Below are 24744 nucleotides of genomic sequence, written 5' to 3'. Positions count from 1 at the left end.
GGGAGACCGCGCCGCTTTCCGTTTTCAGCGTCGGGGCCTACAGGCCACTTCGGGCGGTGAGTTCCATACGATGGCTGTCGTCACGGGCGGCGACGTCGATCCCGAGTTCATCGCGCATCGTTACCACCGAACCGATCACGATCAGCGCGGGGCCCTTGAGATGCGCTTCCGCGACCCTTTTGCCGATATCGGCGAGCGTTCCGACCACCACTTTCTGGGTCGTGCGCGTGCCGTTGTCGATCACCGCGATCGGCATGCTTGCGTCAACCCCCTGACCCATCGCCGCCGCCGCGATGTCGGCCACGAAACGCAGGCCCATGTAGACCACAACGGTTTGATCGTGGCGCGCAAGGCGCGTCCAGTCGTGCGGCAGCAACCCGTCCTTGCCGTGGGCGGTGACGAAGGCAACCGCCTGCGCATGGGCGCGATGGGTGAGGGGAATGCCGGCCGAGGCACCGCAACCCGCCGCGGCGGTGATGCCGGGCACGACGATGACCGGGATGCCGTGCGCGGCCACATCTTCAAGCTCTTCGCCTCCACGCCCGAAGATGAAGGGATCGCCCCCCTTCAGCCGCAACACGCGCTTGCCTTCTTTGGCGAGCTTTACGATCAGCGCAGTGGTTTCCTCCTGGGTCAGCACGTGGTTGCCGGCCTGTTTGCCGACGTTGATCCGCTCGGCGTCGCGCCGGACGAGATCGAGAATACCGTCGCCGATCAACCGGTCGTAGAGCACCACGTCGGCGTGCTGCATCATGCGCAACGCCTTGAAAGTGAGGAGGTCGGGATCGCCCGGACCGGCCCCGACGAGCCAGACCTCGCCGCGGTGAAGTTTCTCGGCACCGTCTCCGGACAGATCGGTCCGGATCAACTCGTCGGCGAGCGCTTCGTCCCCGGCGAGGAATGCGTCGCCCACCGGCCCCTCGATCATGTTTTCCCAGAACCGCCGCCGTGCCGTGCCGCCCTTGATCCGATCGGCGATCCGTTCGCGGTAACTGGACAGAAAATCGGCCAGCCTGCCATAGGACGCGGGCAGCATCGCCTCGACACGGGCGCGCAGGATGCGGGCAACAACGGGCGCGGCCCCGCCGGTGGTGATGGCGATGGTCAAAGGATCGCGCTCGACGACGGAGGGGGTTATGAAATCGCAATAATCCTTTTCGTCGGCCACGTTCGCGAGCGCGCCGTGCTTTTTCGCGGCGGCGAAGAGTAGGGTGTCGCGGTCATGTTCCTCGGATGCGCCCCATGCAACGAGGCAGCCCTCGAAGTCTTCCTCCACCGGCACGCGGGCATGGTGAACGAGGTTTTCATGCCCGAGAAAGGTTTGCACCTCTTCGCCCGGATCGGGATCGAAGCAATGCACCACGGCACCGGCCGACAGCGCACGCTCAACCCGCCGCGCGGCCACGGTGGTGCCACCATCGACGATAACCTTCTTGCCGCGCACATCGAGAAAGATCGGTAGATAGTCCATCAGCCTTGTTGCCTCGCCCAATCGCCCATCGCGTCGGAAAGCGCCATGGCGCTGTCCTGGTCAAGGTCCACCTGCGTGATCCGCCGCCCTTCGCGCAGGATCAGACGCAGCATTTTCATACCGCCGTCGAAGGTCACTTCGCGCAACTCGGCCTTGCGGCTGTAGGGCAGTTCGTAATTTGCGATCTCGCGGAACTCGTCACTCATAACGCAGCCCCCGGGTAAAGGCGGCTTCCAGCAGCCATTCCCACTTCTTGGGCGTATCGCGGAAGTCCGGTTTCAGGTCGAACTCGAGATGCATGACCCCGCTTTCGCCGGCATGGGCCACGAGTTTTTCAAGCTCGGCAAAGCTCGTCACTTCCGGGTGGCCGATGATCAGGTCACTGAGCCGGGCGTGGTTGGTTTCGGTCATTCTGGGGTTCCTTTCACGCGGTTGTGGAATCGCACACGGTAAACAACGCGCGGGCTGAAGTCGCGCGCCTGCGGGTCGAACCCGGTCCGGTCGTGCAGCACGTTGTTGCAGAGCACACCCTGTCCCTCCCCGAACCTGATTGAGATCGTCATGGGATCGGGCTTTTCAAGGGTGGATTGCAGGAAAGCCACGGCCTCGCGGGTCAGGGTATCGTCGCGCCATTCGATGCTGCGGGTGCGGGCGGTATAGCGCATCTGCATCTCGCCGGTGTCGGCATCGGGGAAGAACACCGGGCCGACCGATGCCGGACGCAGGGAGCCGTCGTCCTCCCGGTTTTCCGGGATGGTCATGGCCTGCGGATGCATCAGCGCGGTGACGTAGTCCGGGTTTTCATCCATCAGCCGGATGTAGGCGATGGTGTGATCGAGCAGCTGATTCGAACCGCCGTCATTTGCCGGCTGGGCGGTGTGAAGCACCATGGCACTGATGCGGTCGTCAGGCGCGTTGTAATAGCCATCGGTGTGCCAGTTCATCTTGCGCTTGGTGTAGGGGATGTAGCCCTTCTGCGAAGGCGCATCGCTCTCGCGTAGCGCGACAATTCCATCACCGCCGGCCGACCGGTGCTTCTCCGCGATGCGCAGTCCGAATGCCTCGGCGAAAGCGCGCAGCCCGGCCCGGTGATTTTCAGAATCAGCGACATGGTAAAGTGCAAGATTCGCCGCCTTGCAGCGCCGGATCAGCTCGGATTTCTCGGCCTCTGTTGGATTCGCGAGGTCGGCGATCTCGACAAAACCCGCGGATTTCATTTCTTCAGCGGCCATCAACCGCGCATCGCGCCATTTCCGATAAAAATCATCGGTCTTTGGTTTCTGCCAGAAAAACCTTTTGTGTTCATGCGTGTTGATAGCGGTTCCTCCCCTTGCTGGCTATCCCGAGCCTTTTAGTCGGTAATATCCTTTTGTTTCTTTCGCACTTGCAGCAACTTTTTCCTTTTACATTCGATTATCCGGATGTGTAGATTAATGGCAATGATGTTCGTCAGAGGGCGTCGAAATGATATGCGTTCGGGAGGATACCACGCATGGGTTTCGTGTCCGGCTGGCACCGAGGCCTTAGGACAATGAAGCGCGAACACTCGCTAGGGAGGATCAGATGAAAGACGAATCGACCGACAAGGGGCAACATAATACCCCGATGCTCGACGAACTCGAAGGTGGCAAGTGGCCGAGCTTCGTGACCGGCCTGAAGCGCCTGCGCGACAATCAGGACGCAAAGTATGCGCCGATGATGAACGACCTCCTTGGCCAGCTCGAGCACTCTTATGAAGAACGCCTCGGCTTCTGGAAGGGCGGCACGGTTTCGGTTCTGGGTTACGGTGGCGGAATTATCCCCCGTTTCTCGGAGGTTGCGGACAAGTTCCCGGCCTCCAAAGAGTTTCACACCCTGCGCGTGATGCCCCCTGCGGGCTTCCACTACAGCACCGATCTGCTCCGCCAGATGTGTGACATCTGGGAAGAGCATGGCTCGGGCCTGATTGCGTTCCACGGCCAGTCCGGCGACATCATGTTCCAGGGCACCACCACCGAGGGCACCCAGAAGGCTTTCGACGCGCTCAACGAGATCGGATTCGACCTCGGCGGCGCCGGCCCGGCCCTGCGGACCGCGATGAGCTGCGTGGGTCACGCCCGTTGCGAACAATCGTGCTACGACGAGGTGCGGGCTCACCGCACGATGATCAACGCCTTCCTCGACGAGATGCACCGCCCGTCGCTGCCCTACAAGTTCAAGTTCAAGTTCTCGGGCTGCGGCAACGACTGCGTGAACGCCATCCACCGCGCCGATTTCGCGGTGATCGGCACATGGCGCGACGACATCAAGATCGACCAGGAGAAGGTCAAGGAACACGTCGCCGAAGTTGGCCGCAAGTACACGATCGACACCGTCGTTTCGATGTGCCCGACCCGCGCGATCTCGCTCAACGACGATGACACGCTGGAAATCGACAACCAGTCCTGCGTGCGCTGCATGCATTGCATCAACGTCATGACCAAGGCGCTCAGCCCGGGTGACGACAAGGGCGTTTCGATCCTGATCGGCGGCAAGCGTTCGCTGAAGGTCGGCGACCTGATGGGAACCATGATCGTTCCGTTCATGAAGCTCGAATCGGACGAAGACTTCGAGAAGCTCGAAGAGTTCGGCGAAACCGTGATCGAGTTCTTTGCCGAGAACGCGCTGGAGCACGAGCGTATCGGTGAAACGATCGACCGGATCGGTCTTCCCGCGTTCATCGAGGCCGTCGGCGTCGATCCCGACCCGAACATGGTCAACCACCCGCGCACCTCGTCTTACGTCCGGACCGACGACTTCGACGAAGAGGCCGAGAAGTGGTTTGCCCGCAAGGCTGCGGAAGCACAGATCAGCGCCGAGTAATCGGCGACACCCCTTAGGTTCAATTGGGCCCGCGTCCGCCTTCGGGCGGCGCGGCTTGGGAGGAAAAGTATGAATACGCAAGCTGAAAAGCCCCGCATGCCGGACGAGGTCGGTGTTCCGGATCCGTTCCCCTACATGCACCCGCTGATGAGGTCGAACTACGGCAACTGGGCCTGGCATGACCGCCCGCGCCCGGGCGTGTTGCACCACGTCTCGAAATCGGGTGACGAGATCTGGACGGTTCGTGCCGGCACCCAACGCCAGATGGACGTGTTCACCATCCGCAAACTTTGCGACATCGGGGACCAGTTCGCCGAAGGTCACGTGCGCTTCACCACGCGCTCGAACATCGAATACATGGTCTCGAAAGAAGAGATGGTGGCTCCGCTGGTCGCCAAGCTCGAAGGCGAAGGCTTCCCGGTGGGCGGTACCGGTGCCTCGGTGTCGATGATTTCGCACACCCAGGGCTGGCTGCACTGCGACATCCCCGGCACCGATGCCTCGGGCGTGGTGAAATCGCTGATGGATGTGCTCTACGACGAGTTCGTTCAGGAAAAGATGCCGAACCGCGTGCGCATCACCACCTCGTGCTGCCAGATCAACTGCGGCGGCCAGGGCGATATCGCGGTGAACGTGCAATACACCAAGCCGCCGCGCATCAACCACGATCTTGTCGCCAACGTGTGCGAACGTCCGGCGGTTGTGGCCCGGTGCCCGGTTGCAGCGATCCGCCCGGCCATGGTCAACGGCAAGCCGTCGCTGGAAGTCGATGAGAAGAAATGCGTGGCTTGCGGTGCCTGTTACCCGCCCTGCCCGCCGATGCAGATCAACGGCAAGGAAGAAACCCGGATCGCGATCTGGGTGGGCGGCAAGCACTCGAACGCCCGTTCGAAGCCGACTTTCCACAAGCTCGCCGTTGCCAACCTGCCCAACAACCCGCCGCATTGGCCGGAGGTTGCCGCGATCGTCCGCAAGATCGTCTCGACCTACAAGAAAGATGCCAAGCATTGGGAGCGGATGGGCGAATGGATCGAGCGCATCGGTTGGAACCGCTTCTTCGAGAAAACCGGAATGGCTTTCACCAAGCACCACCTCGATACCTGGACCGGTGCGCGCAAGACGATGAACATGTCGGCGCACGTGCACTTCTGAGTTTCAAGGGGAAGGGAAAGCGAAGTGAAAATCGGAGTACTTGTTTCCGAAGGGCCATACACCCACCAAGCGGTGGATTCGGCCTACAAATTCGTGACGGCCGCGATTGCGGCCGGCCACGAGGTGCCGCGTGTGTTTTTCTACCACGACGGAGTCAACGTTGCGACGCGCCTCTCGGTGCCGCCGCAGGATGAGCGCAACATCCAGCAGAACTGGACTGCGCTTGCCAAGGAGCACAATGTCGATCTCGTTGTCTGCATCGCCGCGGCCCAGCGCCGCGGGATGCTTGATGCCAACGAGGCCGAACGCCAGGGCAAGGATGCCAACAACATCGCCGAGGGCTTCCGCATCTCGGGCCTTGGCCAGCTTATCGAAATGGGTATCCAGACCGACCGTCTGGTGACCTTCGGCGACTGAGGGGGAACGATATGTCTGACGTGAAAAAGTTCCTCTACGTGAACCGCAGGGCACCTTATGGAACGATCTATGCGCTCGAGAGCCTCGAAGTGGTGCTCATCGGTGCTGCATTCGAGCAGGACGTCTCGCTTGCCTTTCTCGACGATGGCGTGTTCCAGCTCACCAAGGGGCAGAACACCGACGGGATCGGCGTGAAGAATTTCTCGCCGACGTTCCGGGCGCTGGGTGACTACGACGTGCAGAAGCTGTTCGTCGAACGCGAGAGCCTGGAAGAGCGAGGGCTCAGCGAGGACGACCTGATCGAGGTGGTCTACGAAGACGAGGATGACGACTGGGAAGAGAAACCCGCCATCCGCGTGATCAGCCGCGCCGAAATGGCCGACGCGATGGCCGATGCCGACGTCGTGCTGAGCTTTTGAGGGAGGGGGAGATATGTCAACGCTTCACACAGTGAACAAATCGCCCTTCGCAACCCAGGCGCTTGTAAGCTGCCTGAACCACGCCAAGGCCGGCGATGCCGTTCTCATGATCGAGGATGGCGTTTATGGCGGGCTTGGTGGCACGGGTTTGACCGAGATCATGGAGGAGTTCGGCAAAAACGTGTCGCTTTACGTGCTATCGCCCGACCTTGCCGCGCGCGGGCTTGACCCGAAGCGGCTGATTGCCGGTGTCGAGGGTGTCGACTACCCCGGGTTTGTGGACCTGGTCGCCAAGCACGACAGGACCCAGTCCTGGCTCTAAACGAAGTTCAAAAGAAGGAAAGCGAACATGGCATACGAAGTAAACGGTCAGACCGTAGAGCACGACGAAGAGGGCTACATCACCAATCTTGGTGACTGGACGCCGGAACTCGCCGAGGTGATCGCCAAGGCCGAAGACATCGAGATGGATGACGAGCGCTGGGAAGTGGTGAACTTCCTGCGTGAGTACTACGATGAATACCAGATCGCGCCGGCTGTCCGCGTGCTGATCAAGTCCGTCAAGAAGACGATGGGCCCGGAGAAAGGCAACAACAAGTACATGTACGAGTTGTTCCCCTATGGCCCGGCCAAGCAGGCCTGCAAGATCGCCGGTCTGCCCAAGCCCACCGGCTGCGTCTGATCGACAAAGACGAGTCTGGCGGCGGCGCGCCGCCAGACCGCCCCAACAAGATCCGCTAATGCCCTGAAAAATAACAATAACAGGGCAGCCAACGGGAGGAATCTGCGTGCTATCCACGATTTACGCACTGCTGTTCTACGTCGCGACGATCCTGATCGTCGTGGGTGTTGCGCTGAAGGTGCGCAGGTACGCGGCGACCCCCGCTCCGCTCAAGATTCCGACTACCCCGGCCCCCACCACATCGGGCGGCGTTGTGCTGCGCATGCTGCGCGAAGTGATCTTTTTCGAGAGCCTGTTCAAGTCGAACAAGTGGATCTGGCTGTTTGGCTGGACGTTCCACATGGCGCTCTGGCTCGTGATCATCCGTCACCTGCGCTACACGATCCCCGGCAACAGCCCGTTCTGGCTCGATTTCATCCAGCCGTTCGGAAAGTACGCCGGTTTTGCGATGGTGCTCGGCCTTGCCGGCCTCTGGGCACGCCGCTTCCTGGTTGATCGCGTGCGCTATATCTCAAGCCCGTCCGACCACCTGATCCTTGTGCTTCTGATCGCCATCGGCCTGTCGGGCCTGACGATGAAATTCGTCGCGCCGACCGATATCGTGGCGGTGAAAGTATTCATGAGCGGGCTCTGGACGTTCCAGATCAACACCCTGCCGACCAACCCGTTCCTGCTTGTCCATCTCGGGCTGGTGATCGTGCTGATGATCATCTTCCCGATTTCCAAACTCCTGCATGCGCCGGGCCTGTTTTTCAGCCCGAGCCGCAACCAGGCCGACAACCCGCGCGAGCAGCGCCACATCGCCCCCTGGGCGGCCGAATTGGAGAAGTGATCCATGGCTGATGGCGATACCCAGATTCCGAAACTGGACGATCCGCTTCAGGTGCCCTGCATCAAGCCGGGTTCCATGGATGGATTGCAGCCGTTCCTTGCCGGCCCGGAGCACCAGGAAAAGCTCGGCTTTCCGGGCGAACTCGTGCCAGACTGGAAAGAGCGCACCCTCGCCAAGATGCAGGAAATGGCCGAGAAGAACCGCGCGTTCCAGGTCTATCTCGACATCTGCGTGAAGTGCGGCGCCTGCACCGACAAGTGCCATTATTTCCTCGGCACCGCCGACCCGAAGAACATGCCGGTGGCCCGTCAGGATCTGCTGCGCTCGGTCTACCGGCGCTACTTCACCTTCGCGGGCAAGTATTTCCCGTGGCTCGTGGGCGCGCGTGACCTCACCGAAGACGTGCTGAAAGAATGGTATTCCTACTACCACCAGTGCTCGGAATGCCGCCGTTGCTCGGTGTTCTGCCCTTACGGCATCGACACCGCCGAGATCACCATGGCCGCGCGCGACATTCTCGCCGAAGTTGGCATGGGCCAGAAATACGCCAACGAGATCATCGGCAAGGTGCATGACGTTGGCAACAACCTCGGGCTGAACCCGAAGGCTCTTCGGGCAACGCTGGAAGACCTTGAAGAAGACATCGAGGACGATACCGGCGTTTCGGTGCGATTGCCGATCGACGAAAAGGGTGCCGATATCCTGCTCGTCACCCCTTCGGCCGACTTCTTCGCCGAGCCCCATATCGACGGGCTGATCGGCTATGCCAAGGTGTTCCACCAGGCCGGTGTGAGCTGGACGCTCTCGTCCTATGCCTCGGAAGCCGCCAACTTCGGCCTGTTCATCGGCAACTACGAGAACATGCGCCTCGTCAGCCAGCGGATTCGCAAGGCCGCCAAGGATCTTGGCGTGAAGCGGATCATCTTCGGCGAGTGCGGCCATGCCTGGCGCGTGGCCTACAGCTATCTCAACACGCTGGCGGGACCGTGGGACTTCCTCGATCCGAATTACCCGGTGCCACAGCACATTCTCGAATTCACCTGGGGTGAGATCGAGAAAGGAACGCTGAAACTCGACAAGTCGAAGAACGATCACCTGACGCTGACTTATCACGACAGTTGCAACGTCGCCCGGGCCAGCCGCATGGGCGACAAGCCCGGCGGCCAGTTCGAGATCCCGCGCGCTGTCATCAAGGCGGTGTGTAACAATTTCGTCGACATGGACCCCGACACGATCCACGAAAGCACGCTTTGCTGTGGCGGCGGCGGTGGCCTGTTGACCGATGACCTGATGGACCTGCGGATCAAGGGCGCGAGCCCGAGGATGACCGCGCTTCAGCAGGTTACCGAAAGCCATGGGGTGACCCACATGGCCGCGATCTGCGCGATCTGCAAAACGCAGTTCTCGAAGGTCATGCCGAAATATGGCTACGACATGGATTCGGTCGTGTCGGTGCACCAGCTGGTGTCGAACGCGATCATCCTGGATGGTCAGGAAACTGAGGAAGATGCCACCGCGTGAGCGGCGGAAGCGGAGGAATAGGCAATGAATGACATGACCCCCGATACGAAGCCGACATTCCGGCGCTTCGAAGAAGGCCAGACGGAAGAAGATTGGGCGCTGGAGGAGAAAATCTTCCAGGCGGATACGTCCTACAAGTGCCCGACTTACGTGCACAAGACTCCGCCCTGCCAGGGCTCCTGCCCCTCGGGCCACAACATTCGCGGCTGGCTTGCGATTGCCCGCGGCATGGACAAGCCGCCGGTCGAGGACATGGCCTGGCAGGAATATGCCTTCCGCAGCATGGTGGAAGCCAACCCGTTCCCGGCAACGATGGGCCGGGTCTGCCCCGCGCCTTGCGAGGCGGGCTGCAACCGCAACGCGGTTGACGATTACGTCGGCATCAACGGCGTCGAGCAATATGTCGGTGACTGGGCCAATGCCAACAACGTCAAGATGGTCGAGCCCGGCGCAGATACCGGCCACAAGATCGCCGTGATCGGCGGTGGCCCTGCCGGTCTTGCCGCGGCCTATTTCCTGCGCCGTGACGGACATGACGTGACCCTGTTCGAGGCCAACGAGGAACTCGGCGGCATGATGCGCTACGGCATCCCGGGCTACCGGACCCCGCGCGACATGCTCGACAAGGAGATCGGCCGGATCATCGACATGGGCGTCAAGGTGCACACCAACACCCGCGTCGGCACCGATGTCAGCATGGAAGAACTCGACAAGGCGTTCGACGCCGTGTTCTGGGCGCTTGGTGCACAAAAGGGCCGCGACCTGCCGATCCCGGGCTGGACGGGCACCGAAAACTGCATCAACGGGATCGAGTTCCTCGACGCGTTCAACAAGGGCTGGGTGCTGGGCACCGCCAAGAAGGTTGTTGTCGTCGGCGGTGGTGACACCTCGATCGACGTGGCCTCGGTTGCCCGTCGTCTTGGCAACATCACCGAGGTGAAAGCCTCGGAGCATCCCGATGGCACCGTAATCGACTGGGCCGCGCACGATTCGGCGGGTCTTCTGACCCGTTCGGGCATGGAAGCGACGCTGACCTCGCTGTTCCCCGTTGAACAGATGACCGCCGCAGAGCACGAGCGCGAAGACGCCAAGCGCGAAGGTATCGACATCAAGGGCAGCGTGATGCCGCTCGAGGTGATCCTTGACGAGAACGGCATCGCGACCGGGCTTAAAATGTGCGAATGCACCATGAAGGGCAATGCGCCGGAGCCGATCGAAGGCACCGAGTTCATCCTCGAAGCCGATATCATCATCGCGGCCATCGGCCAGATGGGCGACCTTTCGGGTGGGCTTGAAGGCCTCGATAACGGACGTGGCTTCATCGACGCCACGCCGACCTACCAGGTCAAGGGCCGTGAGAAGCATTTCGTCGGCGGTGACATCATTCGCCCGCACCTGCTCACCACCGCCATCGGGCAGGGCCGGATCGCCGCCGAAACGATCACCGATTTCCTTGACGACGGCGAGATCCACAAGCGCCCGAAGGTCGACGTGCATCACTGGAACCTGATGGAAGAGCTGCACCAGCGCGGCAAGGATCCGGAGGAATACCCGCACCAACAGACGATGGGCACTTCTTCGGCCAACTGGGCGGTGCACAACTATGAAGACCGCTCGACCAGCCAGATCATCCCGCATGACGAGCTGTTCAAGGGTCATTTCAACTATGTGCCGCGCGAAGAACGCACCTATGTCAACATCGAGGGCGACGCGGTGCTCGGCAACTTCGAGGAACGGATCATTGGGTTCTCGGAAGAGCAGGCGCAGAAGGAAGGCGAGCGTTGCATGTCGTGCGGCCTCTGCTTCGAGTGCGACAACTGCGTGATCTTCTGCCCGCAGGATGCCGTGTTCCGCGTGCCGAAAGGCGATCGCACCGTCGGTCGCTACGTCGATACCGACTACACCCGGTGCATCGGGTGCCACATCTGCGCAGATGTCTGCCCGACCGGCTACATCAAGATGGGTCTCGGGGAGTAACCATGCGGCTGGTTCTCGCTTTCCTTGCCGTATTTGGTTTCGCCGGGGGTGCGGCGGCCGACGGGTCCATGCCCGTCGTGCCCGCCGCGACCGGCGATCCTCACCCCGAGGGCAACGACTATTGGCGTGTGCATCACATGAAAATGCTGCTGCACGATCGTGATCTGACGATGCGTGATGGCGTGCGCAACGTGATGCCGGGCGAGGAGCCGATTCAGGCGTCGCTTGGCGAGTGCTTCGATTGCCACGGTGTTCAGGACGAAGCCGGTGCCTATGTCTCTTACGAAGACGAACGCCATTTTTGCCGGGTCTGCCACGACTACACCGCCGTGCAGGTGGATTGCTTCATGTGCCACCGTTCCACCCCGTCGGACACCACGGCCCACCGCACGATGGCGACCCCCGACGACCCGAGTTCGATCGAGGCCTATCTTGCCCGGGTCGCTCAGGAGATGACCGAATGACAAACCGCGCCGAAATGACCCGCCGCGACATCATGAAATCGGGCGCGGCGGCTGCGACTGTAACGCTGGCGCCCGGCGTCACGCTGATGGCCTTTGGCGGCACCGCCGCCGAAGCGGCGGGCCGCGCCGATGCCGGAAAGCGCTGGGGCCTGCTGATCGACGCCTCGAAATGCTCGCCCGACTGCAACGACTGCGTGACCGCCTGCAAGACCGAGAACGGTTGGGGCAAGGACATCGAAAGCGACCACATCAGCCCCGAACAGGCGCCCGAGTGGATCCGCAAGGTGACCCTGCGCGACAAGACCACCGGCCGGACCACCTCGGCCCCGGTGATGTGCCAGCACTGCGAAGAACCGCCCTGCGTCGACGTGTGCCCGACCGGGGCTTCGATGAAGCGGGCCGACGGGATCGTGCTGGTCGACAAGCACATCTGTATCGGTTGCCGTTACTGCATGATGGCCTGCCCTTACAAGGCGCGCAGCTTCGTGCATGAGGCGATCACCGATCAGCCGGAACAGAACCCGCGCGGCAAGGGCACGGTGGAAAGCTGCAACCTCTGCGCGCCGCGGATCGACTCGGGGCGGATTCCGGCCTGTGTCGAGGCCTGCGAGAAGGCGGGGCATTCGGCGATCCTGTTCGGCGATCTGAAAGACCCCGACAGCCCGATCTCGAAGGCCCTCAAGCAATATCCCAACGCGGCGCTGCGCGAGGATCTCGAGCTCAACCCGGGCGTCCGCTACACGAACCTCTGACGGGAAACCTCCATGGCTATGGAACAGACGATCTACCGCGAACTCAAGGCCACGCCCGGTGTCTGGCAGATGGCCGTGCTGCTGCTGGCCTTCCTTGCTGCTGCTGCCGGCGCGTGGTTCTACATGGAGCACCACGGCCACGCGGTGACGGGCATGGACAACCAGATCGTCTGGGGCCTGCCGCATGTGTTTGCGATTTTCCTGATCGTCGCCGCTTCGGGGGCGCTCAACGTGGCTTCCATCGCCAGCGTATTCGGCCAGACGGCCTACAAGCCGATGGCGCGGTTCTCGTCGCTGCTCGCGATCACCCTTCTGGTGGGCGGCCTCGCAATCGTCGTGCTCGATCTTGGCCGGGCCGACCGGCTGATCGTGGCGATGACCACCTACAACTTCAGCTCGATCTTCGCCTGGAACGTGCTGCTCTATAACGGCTTCATTGCGGTTGTCGCGGTGTATCTGGTTATGCAGATGATGCGCCGTCTCGATTACAAATGGGTCCGGCTGGCAGGTCTGTTTGCCTTTCTGTGGCGCCTTGCGCTCACCACCGGCACCGGCTCGATCTTTGGCTGGCTGGTTGCCCGCCCCGGCTATGATGCCGCCATCCTCGCGCCCTTGTTCATCGTGATGAGCTTTTCCTTTGGGCTTGCGGTGTTCATCCTCGTCACCCTCGCCCTGTTCAAGCTGAACGGCCGCCCGTTTGGCGACCAACTCCTCATGCGTATGGGTCGACTGCTCGGCATTTTCGCCGCCGCCGTGCTCTACTTCACCACGGTCCAGCATCTGACGAATCTCTACGCCGCCGAGCATGGCGCCGTGGAGCGGTTCGTCCTGCTCGAGGGCGGGATCTACACGGTCCTGTTCTGGGGTGTGCAGGTGGTGCTCGGTGGCCTGATCCCGATTGCCCTGGTGTTCCTGAACCCGTCGCGCTCCTCGACGATTCTCGCCTCGGTGCTCGTGGTGATCGGCGGGTTTGCCCAGCTATACGTGATCATCATCGGCGGCCAGGCCTACCCGCTGGAAATCTTCCCCGGGTACGAAGTTCTGGAAGGCTGGCACGAAGGTGTGGTGAACCCCTACACGCCGTCGATCTGGGAGCTTATGTTGGGCCTTGGCGGTGTGGCGCTCGCGCTGTTCGCGGCTGGTCTCGGAGCAAAAGTCTTGCGGGTCCTGCCCACGAACCTCTCGGATGCCAATCTCGCCGCGAAAACCTGATAGCGCGGGGCACGCGATGAAAGACCATCAGAGCCGGGTGATCGACCCGAACAACCCTCACCCGTTCTCGCGCTTCGTCGCGATACTTGGGCGTGGCAAAACCAAGCAACGCCACCTGACGCTCGACGAAAGCCGCGAGGCGATGGCGATGATCCTGCGCGGCGAGGCCGAGCCCGAACAGATCGGCGCTTTCCTGATGTTGCTGCGCCTGAAGGAAGAGGCCCCGGAAGAGATCGCTGGTTTCTCGATGGGCACGCGCGACACGTTCAACCTGCCTGCCAACTTGCCGGACGTGGATTTCGACTGGTCGTCCTACGCAGGCAAGCGGATCCAGCTTCCGTGGTACTTGCTCAGCGTCATGGCGATGGTGGGCGCGGGCTTCAAGGTGTTCATGCATGGCACCGAGGGCCACACGCCGGGCCGCGTTTATACCCGCGACGTGCTGGAGCATTTTGGGCTGCCGGTGTGTGGCTCGCTCACGCAAGCCGCCGAACAGATCGAAACCCGTGGCTTCGCCTATGTTCCACTCGAAGTGCTGAGCCCGAAACTGCGCGAATTGATCAACCTGCGCCCGATCCTCGGGCTGCGCTCCCCGGTGCACAGTTTCACCCGCATGCTCAACCCGTTCAACGCACCCACGGTGATGCAGGGCATCTTTCACCGCGGTTTCATGGACATCCATTCCGGTGCCGCGCAGCTTCTCGGGTTCGAGAACGCGGCGGTGTTCCGGGGCGATGGCGGCGAGATCGAGCGGCGGCCAAACAAGCCGGTGCCGGTCTGGACGACCCATGGCAGCGACGAGTTGAACGTCGAGGAATGGCCCGCCACGCTCGATGATGGTCACGCGCCGCCCGATACGGAGATGAACCTCGACCGGCTGATGATGGTCTGGCGCGGCGAAGATGACGACGCTTACGCCATCGAGGCGATTTGCGGCACCATGGCCATCGCGCTGAAAACAGCCGGCCGCGCCGCGACGATGGATGAGGCCGATGCGCTGGCGCGTCAGATCTGGATTGACCGCGACATGACGAAGCTTCCGGTTCAGGACTGATGCGCGCGCCGCGCTTCCTGATTGCCGCCGCACATAAATCCTCGGGCAAAACGGTTGTTTCCACCGGGATCGCGGCAGCCCTCACGTCCCGGGGCGTCAGGCTTGCCGCCTTCAAGAAGGGCCCCGACTACATCGACCCGATGTGGCTGGGCGCGGCAATCGCAGGCCCCTGCTACAACCTCGATTTCAACACCCAGGCCCCCGACGAGATCGTGGATTTCTTCGCGTCGCGCATCAGCGGGGCAGAGGCCACGCTGGTGGAGGCAAACAAGGGGCTCTACGACGGCGTGTCGATGGACGGGAGCGATGCCAATGCCGCGCTCGCCAAGCTTCTTGGTCTGCCCGTGGTGCTGGTGATCGACACGGTTGGGATGACACGCGGAATCGCGCCATTGCTTCAAGGCTACCGCGCCTTCGATCCGGCGGTGAATATCGTCGGCGTGATCCTCAACAAGGTGGGCGGACCCCGGCATGAAAGGAAGTTGCGCGAGGCGGTCGAAACCTACACTGACCTCAAGGTGGTGGGCGCGGTGCATCGCAACCCGGCGCTGGAGATCGGCGAGCGCCATCTTGGCCTGACCACCCCGGCCGAAACCGGGGGGCTCGAGGCCTTGATCGCGCGGCTGGGCGGAATCGTCGGAGCCTCGGTCGATCTCGATCTCTTGCTCGATCTTGCATCGCAAGCGCCGGACTTGCCCGATCCACCCCCCCGCGCCAAGCTGCCCGAACCGGAAGTGACCATCGCTTACGCCCGCGATCGTGCCTTCGGGTTCTATTACCCTGACGATCTCGAAGCCTTTGCCGAGGCGGGTGCGCGGCTGGTGCCGTTCGATGCGATGCGCGATCCGGCATTGCCCGATTGCGACGGGCTCTTCATCGGCGGTGGTTTTCCCGAGATGTTCGTCGCCGATCTGGACGCGAATGCCGCCCTGCGCGCCGATATTCGCGCCAGGATCGAGGCGGGGCTGCCAACCTATGCCGAATGCGGCGGATTGATGTATCTGTCACGCGCGATCGTGGCCGAAACGGGTGTGGGAGACATGGTTGGCGTGGTGCCCGCCGAGGCGGTGATGCACCCGACGCCGGAGGGCAAGGGCCTGATCCGGTTCACCGAACGGGCCGATCATCCGTGGCCGGGCGGGAGCGGCGACATCCGGGCGCACGAGTTCCACTACGCGCGCCTGCGCGGCATCGAGGGAACCCCCACCTACGGCCGGCAAATCACCCGCGGGCATGGCGTTGACGGCAGCCATGACGGCATCGTGACGCATAACGCGCTGGCGGGATTTTGCCATCTGCGCAACACCCGTGCCGACCCGTGGGTGCATCGCTTCGTGACCTTCGTGCGCGCGCGGCGCGCGGCGACGACAAAGCCCCGCCAGATCGCTCCGGCGGGGCTTTCGAATTCGCGTGGATCGCGGTCCTAGCTGACCTTGATCTCGAAGGTGTAGACGTCACCCTCGTTCGACTGGCTCAACAGTTCGTTGCCGGTCTGGTTGCAGAAGGCGGTCATATCGGCAATCGAGCCGGGATCCGTCGCCATCACCTGCAGCACCTGACCGGACGACATGCCCTTGAGCGCTTTCTTGGTCTTGAGGATCGGAAGCGGGCAATTCAGCCCCTTCGCGTCGAGTACTTGATCGGCCATGTGGTGTTTTCCCTCCCTTTGGCGTCAGTGATTCGGGTTAGATATAGAGGTTGATGTCGGATTTGGCAGCCTCTTCCATCCAGGTGGCGGCGCCACCGATCTGGATTTCGTCGATCATGTCCTTCCGGTCGAGCTCGAACAGGTCGAGCGTCATCTGGCACCCGATCATCTTGACGTCGCTCTCGATTGCGGCCTCGCGCAGCTCCTCGATCGAGGCGACGCCCTTCTTCTTGATGAGGTTTTTCATCATCGTCGTGGTCATCCGGTCGACGCCGGGAATCATCGGCATGATGTTCGGCATCGACATGTGCATACCGCCCATCGGCATCTGCATCGCCGGGTTGCCGAGCGTCGAGACCTTGAGATCAAGGTCTTTTTTCAGCAGTTGCAGCCCGTAAAAGGTGAAAAACATGGTCACTTCCACGTCCATCGCCGCGGCGGTCGTGCCGAGGATGAACGGCGGGTAAGCCCAGTCGAGCGTGCCCTTTGTGACGATGATCGTCATTTTCTTGGTGTTTTCGCCAGCATCTAGCACAGCAGGCCCTCCCATTGCGTGAATTATTTGTGTATAGAAATTGTTGAATATAAAGTAGCCCGCAGTCAAGTGACGAGTGCTTGACTGCGAGGGATTCGCGCCTGCAAAGGGGCACGAAGCGGGAGGAAGGCCTATGCATCCGCAAAACCGGATGGAAATTGCAGACCGGGCAAGCGAATTGTTGCGCGTGCTGTCGAACCCGAAGCGGTTGCTGATTCTCTGCTATCTGTCCGATGGTGAGCTTTCGGTGCAACAGCTTCAGGTGGCAACCGGCCTTGGGCAATCCACCGTATCGCAGCAACTTGCGATCATGCGCGGCGAAAAGCTGGTGGCGGCACGCCGCGAGGCGCAGTCGGTCTACTACTCCCTCGACTCGGACGAGGCCCACGCCATGATCAAGACGTTGCAGAGCCTCTATGCGCCAGATCCGCAGTCGATCAAGGAAGCGGCGCTATCCTGAAAATCCGCTCAAAAAGAATTGCGTCGCGCAATTTTTGTGCGATGTTCATTCAAATATCCAAATGTAGAGATATGATCCGATGACGAGACCCGAGAACATCCAGATCGAGACATCGCCCCCCGTCTCGGACGAGATCCGCAAAACCACCTGCTACATGTGCGCCTGCCGCTGCGGCATCAACGTGCACATGAAGGATGGGCAGATCGCCTATATCGAGGGCAACCGCGATCACCCGGTGAACCAGGGCGTGCTCTGTGGCAAGGGGTCTTCGGGGATCATGCAGCACTATGCACCCTCGCGCCTTCGTGCGCCGCTCAAGCGGGTGGGCCCCCGCGGCTCGGGCGAATTCGAGGAGATCTCCTGGGAGGAGGCGCTCGACATCGCAACCGGATGGCTGGAGCCGATTCGCCAGACCGACCCGAAGAAGCTGGCCTTTTTTACCGGGCGCGACCAGTCGCAGAGCTTCACCAGCTTCTGGGCCCAGAGCTACGGCACGCCGAACTACGCCGCGCATGGCGGGTTCTGCTCGGTCAACATGGCCGCGGGCGGGATCTACACCATGGGCGGCGCGTTCTGGGAGTTTGGTCAGCCCGACTGGGACCGCACCAAGCTTTTCGTGCTGTTCGGCGTGGCGGAAGATCACGATTCGAACCCGATCAAGATCGGGATCGGCAAGATGAAGGGCCACGGCGGCAAGGTGATGGGCATCAACCCGATCCGCTCGGGCTACAACGCGGTTGCCGACGAGTGGGTGGGGATCACCCCCGGCACCGACGGGCTCCTGATCCTGTCGATCGCCCACGAGTTGTTCCGCTCAGGCAAGGTCGATCTCGATTACCTGCGCCGCTACACCAACGCGGGCTTCCTCGTGAATGCCGAGGAGGGGCCGGAGAAGGGCCTTTTCCTGCGCGACGCCGATGGCAAGCCCCTGGTGATCGACCAGAAAACCGGCAAACCGGAAGCCTTCGACAAGCCCGGTGTGATCGCCAACCTCGCGGCCAGTCAGGGTGAGAACCGCACAGTGTTCCAGCTCATGGCCGAGAAATACCTCGCAGCGGAATATGCCCCCGAGGCGGTTGCCGAGCGCTGCGGCCTCTCGGCTGAACGCATCCGCAACATCGCCGCCGAGTTTGCCCGCGTGGCCTTCGAGGAGGAAATCAGCCTCGACGTGGAATGGACGGACTGGAAGGGCGAAAAGCACGACAAGATGATCGGCCGCCCGATCAGCTTCCACGCCATGCGCGGCATTTCGGCGCACTCCAACGGTTTCCAGACCGCCCGCGCGCTGCATGTTCTGCAGATCCTGCTCGGTTCGGTCGAGGTGCCCGGCGGTTTCCGCTTCAAGCCGCCCTACCCGAAGCCGCCGGAAGCCCACCCAAAGCCGCACGCTGGCGTGACACCCGGCAAGCCGCTCGACGGCCCCCACCTTGGCTACGCGATGGGGCCGGAGCACCTGCTGATCGAGGAAGACGGCACCGCCAAGCGGATCGACAAGGCCTTCACCTGGGAAAACCCGTTCTCGGCGCATGGCTTGATGCACATGGTGATCTCGAACGCGCACGCCGGCGACCCCTACAAGATCGACACGCTGTTCCTCTACATGGCGAACATGGCGTGGAACTCTTCGATGAACACGGCGGACGTGATCCGCATGCTCACCGACAAGGACGAGAACGGCGAGTATGTGATTCCGCACATCATCTACTCCGACGCCTACAGCTCGGAAACCGTCGCCTACGCCGACCTGATCCTGCCCGACACCACCTATCTTGAGCGCCACGATTGCATCTCGCTGCTCGACCGCCCGATCTGCGAGGCGGAAGCCGCTGCCGACAGCATCCGCTGGCCGGTTGTCGAGCCCGACCGGGACGTGCGCAACTTCCAGACGGTGCTTGTGCAACTTGCCAACAAGATGGGCCTGCCGGGATTCACCGATGAAGGTGGCAATGCCAAGTGGGTGGACTACGCCGACTACATCCAGAACCACGAACGCCGTCCCGGCGTGGGCCCGCTCGCGGGCTGGCGCGGCAAGGATGGCGACAAGAGCGGACGCGGCGAAGCCAACCCGAACCAGATCGAGAAATACATCGAGAACGGCGGGTTCTGGATCGGCCACATCCCGGAAGAAGCCCAGTTCTACAAGCCGTGGAACAAGGCCTACCAGGATTGGGCCGTCGAGATCGGGCTCTACGACTCGCCTCTGTTCTACGCCTTCAACCTTTATGTCGAGCCGCTACGCAAGATGCAGCTTGCCGCCGAAGGTCATGGCGATGTGCAGCCGCCCGATCACCTGCGCGACCGTATCCAGCGCACGATGGACCCGCTGCCGACGTGGTATGAGCCTTTTGAAAACACCAACGTGGACGTGGACGAGTTTCCGGTTCACGCGCTGACCCAGCGGCCGATGCAGATGTATCACTCCTGGGGCACCCAGAACGCCTGGCTACGCCAGATCACCGGCAAGAACTACATGTATCTGCCGAAGAAGATCTGGCAGGAAAACGGCTTCGAGGACGGCGATTATGCCCGGATCACCTCGGTGCACGGTTCCATCGTGGTGCCGGTGGCGCTGCACGAGGGGCTGAACGATCACACGATCTGGACCTGGAACGCCATCGGCAAACGCAAAGGGGCCTGGGCGCTCGACGAAAAAGCGCCCGAGGCCACCGAAGGCTTTCTGCTCAACCACTTGATCCACGAGCTTCAGCCGCCGAAAGGCGATGGCATGCGCTGGACCAACTCCGACCCGGTGACCGGGCAGGCGGCATGGTTCGATCTGCGCGTGAAGATCGAGAAAGCCGATCCGAAACCCGACGAGGCGCAGCCCGTCTTCCCGCCGATCAAGTCGCCGGTCGGCAAGGGCCCCAAAAACGTCGCGAGGAAAATCTGATGACCATGCTTCCGACGCATACGGAAAAGAAACTCGGCCTGGTGATCGACCTCGACACCTGCGTTGGCTGTCATGGCTGCGTGACCGCCTGCAAGGGGTGGAACACGCAGAACTATGGCGCGCCGCTCTCGGATATGGATGCCTATGGTGCCGACCCGGAAGGCACCTTTCTCAACCGCGTGTTCAACTACGAAGTGGCGCCCGCCGATGGTGGTGCATCGCAAACAGTGCACTTCCCGAAATCGTGCCTGCATTGCGAAGACGCGCCTTGCGTCACCGTCTGCCCGACCGGCGCAAGCTACAAGCGGGTTTCCGACGGGATCGTGCTGGTCAACGAAGACCGCTGCATGGGCTGCGGGCTGTGCGCCTGGGCCTGCCCCTACGGCGCGCGCGAGCTCGATTACGACGCGGGCATCATGAAGAAATGCACGCTCTGCGTGGACCGGATCTACAACGAGAACATCCCCGAGGTTGACCGGGTGCCCGCCTGCGTGCGCACCTGCCCTGCCGGTGCGCGCCATTTCGGCGATCTGGGCGATCCGGACTCGGATGTTTCAAAGCTCGTGGCCGAGCGCGGCGGGATGGACCTGATGCCCGAACAGGGCACCAAGCCGGTCAACAAGTACCTGCCGCCACGTCCGAAAGACACGCTCGACAAACAGCCGCCCAAGGCGCTTGAAACCGTGGCCGTCGAAGCCGAGGGCTTCCTTGGCTGGCTCGACAAGGCACTGGAGAAACTCTGATGCACCCGGCACCTTCCGTTATCGTCTTCACCTCGATCTCCGGCCTTGGCTTTGGCTATTTCATCTGGCTCGGGCTGGGTATTCCCGACCTCTACGGCTGGGAGGCCTTCGCCGCCTTCTTCGTGGCCTACGCCTTTTCGGTGGGCGGGCTGCTGGCCTCCGTCTTTCACCTCGCCAACAAAAAGAACGCGATCTATTCGTTCAGCCAGTGGAAAACCTCGTGGCTTTCGCGCGAGGGGATTCTGTCGGTGCTCGCACTGCTGGCCTTTGCCGTGTTCGCGATCGGACGCATCTTCTTTGCCACGGCGCTGCCCGTGTTCGGCTATCTCGGTGCCGCCCTGGCGCTGCTCACGGTGTTTTCCACCTCGATGATCTACACCCAGCTCAAGACTGTGCCGCGCTGGAACATGCCGATCAACCCGGTCCTGTTCCTGCTCTATTCGGTGGCGGGTGGCGCGCTGCTGTCGATGCAGCCGAAGGTAGCCGGCGTTCTGATCGTGCTGCTGACCGCGCTTCAGGTTGCCGGCTGGATGATGGGCGACAAGCGCCTTGCTGAATCGGGCTCGACCAAGGGCACGGCCACGGGGCTGAACACCATCGGGCAAGTCCGCCTGTTCGAGAGTGCGCACACCAGCCGCAACTACATTCTCGACGAGATGGTGCACATGGTTGGCCGCAAGCACGCCCAGAAACTGCGGATGATCTCCATCGTCGCACTCGGCGCGGTGCCGGCGGCGCTTCTGCTTCTTTTGCCGCCCAACCTGATCGTAACGCTCGTCGCGCTGGCGAGCCACGTGATTGGCGTGTTCGCGTCGCGCTGGCTCTTCTTCGCCGAAGCCGAGCACGTGGTCGGGCTCTATTACAACCGCGACTGACATCGCAGTCTGGGAGGAATACGATTAATGATGATCACACGGATCATGGCGAACCTTGCCAAGGTCACGGCCGAGGGCGTGAAAGGCAATATCGTCGAGGCGGGGCTTGTTACCGAGAAGGATATCGCGATCAACGACCACAAGGTGGTGGTTTCGGTCAACGTGCCGGGCGATTTCATGGGGGATCTTGCCGCACTGAAGGCGGAAATCGAGCGGCGGGTGCAGCAGAACATCCCCCAGATCACCAACCTGCTTGTGGTTCTGACCGGCGAGAAAGGCGCGGCGCTGGCACCAGAAACGGCACCCTCTTCGGCCCCGCCCAAGCTGCGCAAAGAGCCGGGCAAGAACCCTGGCGTTCCCGGTCCCGACATGCGTCCGGCGCAGGCCGCGATCCCCGGTATCAAGCACATCGTCGCGGTGGCTTCCGGCAAGGGGGGCGTGGGCAAATCCACCACCGCCGTCAACATCGCCGCCACGCTGGCGAACCTCGGTTTCAAGGTCGGTCTGCTCGACGCTGATATCTACGGCCCCTCGATTCCGCGCCTGCTCGACATTTCCGAACGGCCCGCGCTGGAAGGCGATCGCGTCATACCGATCGAGAAATACGGCATGAAGGTCATGTCGATGGGCTTCCTGATGGACGAGGAAGCTCCCCTGATCTGGCGCGGACCGATGGTGGTGACCGCGTTGATGCAGATGACGCGGGACGTGAAATGGGGCGAGCTTGATTTCCTGATCCTCGACATGCCGCCGGGCACCGGCGACGCTCAGCTCACCATGGCACAGCAAACGCCCCTTTCCGGCGCGGTGATCGTCTCGACACCGCAAGACCTCGCGCTTGTCGATGCGCGCAAGGGCCTGAAGATGTTCAAGGATGTCGATGTGCCAATCCTCGGGATCATCGAGAACATGTCGACCTTCGTCTGCCCGCATTGCGGCGAAGTGAGCGAGATCTTCGGTCATGGCGGTGCCGAGGCCGATGCGCGCCGGCTCGGCGTGATGTTCCTCGGGGCGGTGCCGCTTCACATGGCAATCCGCGAAACCTCGGATGCCGGCAAGCCCTGCATCGTTGCAAACCCCGAAGGGCCCCACGCCGACGGCTACAGGAAGATCGTGCTCAAGGTGGCAACCCTGCTTGGCATGGGCGACGAAGAGGAAGAGGACTGATTCTTCTTGCCGCTGCATTTTCAAAAACGGGCCGCTTCGCGCGGCCCTTTTTCATGGCAAAAGCTTTTCCGTTCCTCCCTGCTTCGGTTTTGTGTTGCCTGCACGAAAGCGGGCGTTGAACGCGCCGCGCAATCTCACTAAGAGGGGCGGAAGTTCAGATAAGAGGCGCTCATGGCGAACCATCTCTACAAGCGCGATCTTCCCGACGGGCTCGATCTAGGCTCCGTTGTGGCGATCGACACCGAGACCATGGGGCTCAACCCGCACCGCGACAGGCTGTGCGTTGTCCAGCTTTCAAGTGGCGATGGCAATGCCCACATCATTCATGTCGAGAAAGACCAGACCGAAGCACCCAATCTCGTGGCGATGCTGACAAACCCGGATGTGCTGAAGCTGTTTCACTTCGGCCGGTTCGACATTGCGGCACTGCTCAAGGCTTTCGGCGTGCTGACCGCGCCGGTCTATTGCACGAAGATTGCCTCCAAGCTGGTGCGCACCTACACCGACCGCCACGGGCTCAAGGTGCTGCTCGACGAGTTGCTGCATGTCGATGTTTCCAAGCAGCAGCAGCAATCCGACTGGGGTGCGCGCGAACTGACCGAGTCTCAGCTCGATTATGCTGCCTCGGATGTGCTCTACCTGCACCGTCTCAAGGAAAAGCTCGATGCCCGCCTTGCCCGAGAGGGGCGCAGCGAAGTTGCCCAGGCATGTTTCGATTTCCTGCCAAACCGGGCGCGTCTCGATCTCATGGGCTGGCCCGAGATTGATATCTTTGCTCACTGAGCGGCCGACCGGATCACCCCATTTCAGTTGACATTGGCCGCGGAGCGTCGCCACAATGATGGTCAAGATCATGCATGAACACATCCCTGTCCGTTCGTGCAGAGGCCCAAGCGGCCGCCGCACCCAAAGCGCCCGAAGCGATCGGACGCAGTTGCAAGCGCAAACCATGAAATCCTGTCCCGCAATCGCCGCGTCGGCATTGTGCCGTGCGCGGATGGGGCATTTCTGAAAGTGAGGAGGTAGGATGAAGTACCAGATCAGTGGAAAGCAGATCGATATTGGCGAAGCCCTTCAGACCCATGTGAAGGATGAGCTCGGGGCCGTCGTGCAAAAATATGCCGAACGCCCGACAGATGCGCAGGTTGTTTTTTCCAAGAACGCGCATGAATATGTCTGCGAAGCGGTTGTGCACCTGTCCACCGGTCTCACGGCACAGGCGAGCGCCCATGCCACCGAGATCTATGCCGCTTTCGACGAATGCGCGACCAAGATGGAAAAACAGCTTCGCCGCTACAAGCGCCGGTTGAAAGATCACCACAAGGATCGGGCGAACCCGGTTGAAGTTTTGGGCGGTGCCTCGTATATCCTCGCGGCGGAAGAAGGACACGATGAATCGGAGCCCGATACGCTGCAGCCGATCATCATCGCCGAGATGGAGATGCGTATCCCCACGATCTCGGTTGGTGAAGCCGTGATGCAGATGGAAATCGCCCACGCGCCGGTGCTCGTGTTCCGGAACGAGAAAACCAACGGGGTGAACGTTGTCTATCGGCGTGACGATGGCAACGTCGGCTGGATCGACCCCCGTAATTCGGCCTGAACGTGGCATGAGAACAAGCGGGCCGGAAG

Annotated in this window: 27 protein-coding genes; 21 read left to right on the top strand and 6 right to left on the bottom strand. The window is 61.8% G+C overall.

Annotated features, from left to right (window positions below; genetic code table 11):
- Positions 1-37: 37 nt before the first annotated feature.
- From cysG to B9Y97_RS07290, 4 genes are read right to left on the bottom strand one after another with little or no spacing between them, the layout of a single operon-like run.
- The gene (cysG, locus tag B9Y97_RS07305) at positions 38-1471 is read right to left on the bottom strand and encodes a siroheme synthase CysG (RefSeq protein ID WP_085526128.1); all 1434 of its coding nucleotides are present in this window, start codon (positions 1469-1471) and stop codon (positions 38-40) included.
- Positions 1471-1677 (bottom strand): DUF6967 family protein, encoded by a 207-nt coding sequence (locus tag B9Y97_RS07300; protein WP_085526127.1) that lies wholly within the window; start codon positions 1675-1677, stop codon positions 1471-1473. Before B9Y97_RS07300 ends, cysG begins: the two co-directional genes overlap by 1 nt.
- On the bottom strand, positions 1670-1882 hold the full coding sequence (locus tag B9Y97_RS07295) for a hypothetical protein (protein ID WP_085526126.1): 213 nt from the start codon (positions 1880-1882) through the stop codon (positions 1670-1672). The genes B9Y97_RS07300 and B9Y97_RS07295 overlap by 8 nt, the downstream gene beginning before the upstream one ends.
- Positions 1879-2703 (bottom strand): TauD/TfdA family dioxygenase, encoded by an 825-nt coding sequence (locus tag B9Y97_RS07290; protein WP_085526125.1) that lies wholly within the window; start codon positions 2701-2703, stop codon positions 1879-1881. Before B9Y97_RS07290 ends, B9Y97_RS07295 begins: the two co-directional genes overlap by 4 nt.
- A 331-nt stretch (positions 2704-3034) precedes the next feature.
- On the opposite strand from B9Y97_RS07290, the gene dsrA reads away from it, so the two are divergent.
- From dsrA to B9Y97_RS07220, 14 genes are all read left to right on the top strand, one after another.
- The gene (dsrA, locus tag B9Y97_RS07285) at positions 3035-4312 is read left to right on the top strand and encodes a dissimilatory-type sulfite reductase subunit alpha (protein WP_085526124.1); all 1278 of its coding nucleotides are present in this window, start codon (positions 3035-3037) and stop codon (positions 4310-4312) included.
- A 69-nt stretch (positions 4313-4381) separates the two neighbouring features.
- Positions 4382-5464 (top strand): dissimilatory-type sulfite reductase subunit beta, encoded by a 1083-nt coding sequence (gene dsrB / locus B9Y97_RS07280; RefSeq protein ID WP_085526123.1) that lies wholly within the window; start codon positions 4382-4384, stop codon positions 5462-5464.
- 24 nt (positions 5465-5488) lie between these two features.
- Entirely contained in the window at positions 5489-5881 is a 393-nt protein-coding gene (gene tusD / locus B9Y97_RS07275) for a sulfurtransferase complex subunit TusD (RefSeq protein ID WP_085526122.1), read from the top strand.
- A gap of 11 nt (positions 5882-5892) precedes the next feature.
- A complete protein-coding gene (tusC, locus tag B9Y97_RS07270) occupies positions 5893-6300 on the top strand; it encodes a sulfurtransferase complex subunit TusC (protein WP_085526121.1) in 408 nt (135 codons plus the stop codon).
- A gap of 13 nt (positions 6301-6313) precedes the next feature.
- Positions 6314-6622 (top strand): sulfurtransferase complex subunit TusB, encoded by a 309-nt coding sequence (gene tusB / locus B9Y97_RS07265; protein ID WP_085526120.1) that lies wholly within the window; start codon positions 6314-6316, stop codon positions 6620-6622.
- Positions 6623-6649: 27 nt separating this feature from the next.
- Positions 6650-6982 (top strand): TusE/DsrC/DsvC family sulfur relay protein, encoded by a 333-nt coding sequence (locus B9Y97_RS07260; protein ID WP_085526119.1) that lies wholly within the window; start codon positions 6650-6652, stop codon positions 6980-6982.
- Between the two features lie 106 nt (positions 6983-7088).
- Positions 7089-7814 carry a respiratory nitrate reductase subunit gamma gene (locus tag B9Y97_RS07255; RefSeq protein WP_217809443.1) on the top strand — a complete coding sequence of 242 codons (726 nt, stop codon included), beginning with the start codon at positions 7089-7091 and terminating at the stop codon, positions 7812-7814.
- Positions 7815-7817: 3 nt separating this feature from the next.
- A complete protein-coding gene (gene dsrK / locus B9Y97_RS07250) occupies positions 7818-9335 on the top strand; it encodes a sulfate reduction electron transfer complex DsrMKJOP subunit DsrK (protein ID WP_085526117.1) in 1518 nt (505 codons plus the stop codon).
- Between the two features lie 24 nt (positions 9336-9359).
- Positions 9360-11312, top strand: a complete 1953-nt coding sequence (locus B9Y97_RS07245; protein ID WP_085526116.1) for an NAD(P)-binding protein — start codon at positions 9360-9362, stop codon at positions 11310-11312.
- A 2-nt stretch (positions 11313-11314) separates the two neighbouring features.
- Positions 11315-11776, top strand: coding sequence for a hypothetical protein (locus B9Y97_RS07240; protein ID WP_085526115.1), 462 nt, complete (start codon positions 11315-11317; stop codon positions 11774-11776).
- Positions 11773-12528, top strand: coding sequence for a sulfate reduction electron transfer complex DsrMKJOP subunit DsrO (gene dsrO / locus B9Y97_RS07235; RefSeq protein ID WP_085526114.1), 756 nt, complete (start codon positions 11773-11775; stop codon positions 12526-12528). The genes B9Y97_RS07240 and dsrO overlap by 4 nt, the downstream gene beginning before the upstream one ends.
- Positions 12529-12540: 12 nt before the next feature.
- On the top strand, positions 12541-13740 hold the full coding sequence (nrfD, locus tag B9Y97_RS07230) for an NrfD/PsrC family molybdoenzyme membrane anchor subunit (protein WP_217809442.1): 1200 nt from the start codon (positions 12541-12543) through the stop codon (positions 13738-13740).
- A 16-nt stretch (positions 13741-13756) separates the two neighbouring features.
- Positions 13757-14794, top strand: a complete 1038-nt coding sequence (locus tag B9Y97_RS07225) for a glycosyl transferase family protein (protein ID WP_085526112.1) — start codon at positions 13757-13759, stop codon at positions 14792-14794.
- A complete protein-coding gene (locus B9Y97_RS07220) occupies positions 14794-16221 on the top strand; it encodes a cobyrinate a,c-diamide synthase (protein ID WP_085526111.1) in 1428 nt (475 codons plus the stop codon). Before B9Y97_RS07225 ends, B9Y97_RS07220 begins: the two co-directional genes overlap by 1 nt.
- On the opposite strand, the gene B9Y97_RS07215 is transcribed toward B9Y97_RS07220, so the two are convergent.
- Together B9Y97_RS07215 and B9Y97_RS07210 are read right to left on the bottom strand one after the other, a co-directional pair.
- The gene (locus B9Y97_RS07215) at positions 16218-16442 is read right to left on the bottom strand and encodes a sulfurtransferase TusA family protein (protein ID WP_085526110.1); all 225 of its coding nucleotides are present in this window, start codon (positions 16440-16442) and stop codon (positions 16218-16220) included. The two genes, B9Y97_RS07220 and B9Y97_RS07215, sit on opposite strands and share 4 nt — an antisense overlap.
- Before the next feature lie 37 nt (positions 16443-16479).
- Positions 16480-16947: a sulfur carrier protein DsrE2 gene (locus B9Y97_RS07210; protein WP_254900873.1), complete on the bottom strand. Its 468-nt coding sequence runs from the start codon at positions 16945-16947 to the stop codon at positions 16480-16482.
- Positions 16948-17110: 163 nt separating this feature from the next.
- Here B9Y97_RS07210 and B9Y97_RS07205 point away from each other — a divergent pair, with 163 nt between their 5' ends.
- The 7 genes from B9Y97_RS07205 (at position 17111) to raiA (ending at position 24715) form a co-directional block, all read left to right on the top strand.
- On the top strand, positions 17111-17437 hold the full coding sequence (locus tag B9Y97_RS07205) for an ArsR/SmtB family transcription factor (protein WP_085526108.1): 327 nt from the start codon (positions 17111-17113) through the stop codon (positions 17435-17437).
- 79 nt (positions 17438-17516) lie between these two features.
- Positions 17517-20327: a molybdopterin oxidoreductase family protein gene (locus B9Y97_RS07200; protein ID WP_085526107.1), complete on the top strand. Its 2811-nt coding sequence runs from the start codon at positions 17517-17519 to the stop codon at positions 20325-20327.
- A complete protein-coding gene (locus B9Y97_RS07195; protein ID WP_085526106.1) occupies positions 20327-21070 on the top strand; it encodes a 4Fe-4S dicluster domain-containing protein in 744 nt (247 codons plus the stop codon). The genes B9Y97_RS07200 and B9Y97_RS07195 overlap by 1 nt, the downstream gene beginning before the upstream one ends.
- Positions 21070-21945, top strand: coding sequence for a dimethyl sulfoxide reductase anchor subunit family protein (locus B9Y97_RS07190; protein WP_085526105.1), 876 nt, complete (start codon positions 21070-21072; stop codon positions 21943-21945). Before B9Y97_RS07195 ends, B9Y97_RS07190 begins: the two co-directional genes overlap by 1 nt.
- Positions 21946-21972: 27 nt before the next feature.
- Positions 21973-23112, top strand: a complete 1140-nt coding sequence (locus tag B9Y97_RS07185; RefSeq protein WP_085526104.1) for an Mrp/NBP35 family ATP-binding protein — start codon at positions 21973-21975, stop codon at positions 23110-23112.
- Between the two features lie 171 nt (positions 23113-23283).
- A complete protein-coding gene (locus B9Y97_RS07180; RefSeq protein WP_085526103.1) occupies positions 23284-23895 on the top strand; it encodes a ribonuclease D in 612 nt (203 codons plus the stop codon).
- A gap of 244 nt (positions 23896-24139) precedes the next feature.
- Entirely contained in the window at positions 24140-24715 is a 576-nt protein-coding gene (raiA, locus tag B9Y97_RS07175; protein ID WP_085526102.1) for a ribosome hibernation-promoting factor, HPF/YfiA family, read from the top strand.
- Positions 24716-24744: the final 29 nt, after the last annotated feature.

Source organism: Maritimibacter sp. HL-12 (genome assembly GCF_900177545.1).
GTDB lineage: Bacteria > Pseudomonadota > Alphaproteobacteria > Rhodobacterales > Rhodobacteraceae > Sinisalibacter.
The sequence above is the reverse complement of the archived record's forward strand: the minus strand, read 5'-3'. Positions and strand labels throughout refer to the sequence as shown.

Bases quoted from the DNA above. Each gene is read 5' to 3' on its own strand.
- cysG (WP_085526128.1), bottom strand. From the start codon at position 1,471: ATGGACTATCTACCGATCTTTCTCGATGTGCGCGGCAAGAAGGTTATC.
- B9Y97_RS07300 (WP_085526127.1), bottom strand. From the start codon at position 1,677: ATGAGTGACGAGTTCCGCGAGATCGCAAATTACGAACTGCCCTACAGC.
- B9Y97_RS07295 (WP_085526126.1), bottom strand. From the start codon at position 1,882: ATGACCGAAACCAACCACGCCCGGCTCAGTGACCTGATCATCGGCCAC.
- B9Y97_RS07290 (WP_085526125.1), bottom strand. From the start codon at position 2,703: ATGGCCGCTGAAGAAATGAAATCCGCGGGTTTTGTCGAGATCGCCGAC.
- dsrA (WP_085526124.1), top strand. From the start codon at position 3,035: ATGAAAGACGAATCGACCGACAAGGGGCAACATAATACCCCGATGCTC.
- dsrB (WP_085526123.1), top strand. From the start codon at position 4,382: ATGAATACGCAAGCTGAAAAGCCCCGCATGCCGGACGAGGTCGGTGTT.
- tusC (WP_085526121.1), top strand. From the start codon at position 5,893: ATGTCTGACGTGAAAAAGTTCCTCTACGTGAACCGCAGGGCACCTTAT.
- tusB (WP_085526120.1), top strand. From the start codon at position 6,314: ATGTCAACGCTTCACACAGTGAACAAATCGCCCTTCGCAACCCAGGCG.
- B9Y97_RS07260 (WP_085526119.1), top strand. From the start codon at position 6,650: ATGGCATACGAAGTAAACGGTCAGACCGTAGAGCACGACGAAGAGGGC.
- dsrK (WP_085526117.1), top strand. From the start codon at position 7,818: ATGGCTGATGGCGATACCCAGATTCCGAAACTGGACGATCCGCTTCAG.
- B9Y97_RS07245 (WP_085526116.1), top strand. From the start codon at position 9,360: ATGAATGACATGACCCCCGATACGAAGCCGACATTCCGGCGCTTCGAA.
- B9Y97_RS07240 (WP_085526115.1), top strand. From the start codon at position 11,315: ATGCGGCTGGTTCTCGCTTTCCTTGCCGTATTTGGTTTCGCCGGGGGT.
- dsrO (WP_085526114.1), top strand. From the start codon at position 11,773: ATGACAAACCGCGCCGAAATGACCCGCCGCGACATCATGAAATCGGGC.
- nrfD (WP_217809442.1), top strand. From the start codon at position 12,541: ATGGCTATGGAACAGACGATCTACCGCGAACTCAAGGCCACGCCCGGT.
- B9Y97_RS07225 (WP_085526112.1), top strand. From the start codon at position 13,757: ATGAAAGACCATCAGAGCCGGGTGATCGACCCGAACAACCCTCACCCG.
- B9Y97_RS07220 (WP_085526111.1), top strand. From the start codon at position 14,794: ATGCGCGCGCCGCGCTTCCTGATTGCCGCCGCACATAAATCCTCGGGC.
- B9Y97_RS07215 (WP_085526110.1), bottom strand. From the start codon at position 16,442: ATGGCCGATCAAGTACTCGACGCGAAGGGGCTGAATTGCCCGCTTCCG.
- B9Y97_RS07210 (WP_254900873.1), bottom strand. From the start codon at position 16,947: ATGACGATCATCGTCACAAAGGGCACGCTCGACTGGGCTTACCCGCCG.
- B9Y97_RS07205 (WP_085526108.1), top strand. From the start codon at position 17,111: ATGCATCCGCAAAACCGGATGGAAATTGCAGACCGGGCAAGCGAATTG.
- B9Y97_RS07200 (WP_085526107.1), top strand. From the start codon at position 17,517: ATGACGAGACCCGAGAACATCCAGATCGAGACATCGCCCCCCGTCTCG.
- B9Y97_RS07195 (WP_085526106.1), top strand. From the start codon at position 20,327: ATGACCATGCTTCCGACGCATACGGAAAAGAAACTCGGCCTGGTGATC.
- B9Y97_RS07190 (WP_085526105.1), top strand. From the start codon at position 21,070: ATGCACCCGGCACCTTCCGTTATCGTCTTCACCTCGATCTCCGGCCTT.
- B9Y97_RS07185 (WP_085526104.1), top strand. From the start codon at position 21,973: ATGATGATCACACGGATCATGGCGAACCTTGCCAAGGTCACGGCCGAG.
- B9Y97_RS07180 (WP_085526103.1), top strand. From the start codon at position 23,284: ATGGCGAACCATCTCTACAAGCGCGATCTTCCCGACGGGCTCGATCTA.
- raiA (WP_085526102.1), top strand. From the start codon at position 24,140: ATGAAGTACCAGATCAGTGGAAAGCAGATCGATATTGGCGAAGCCCTT.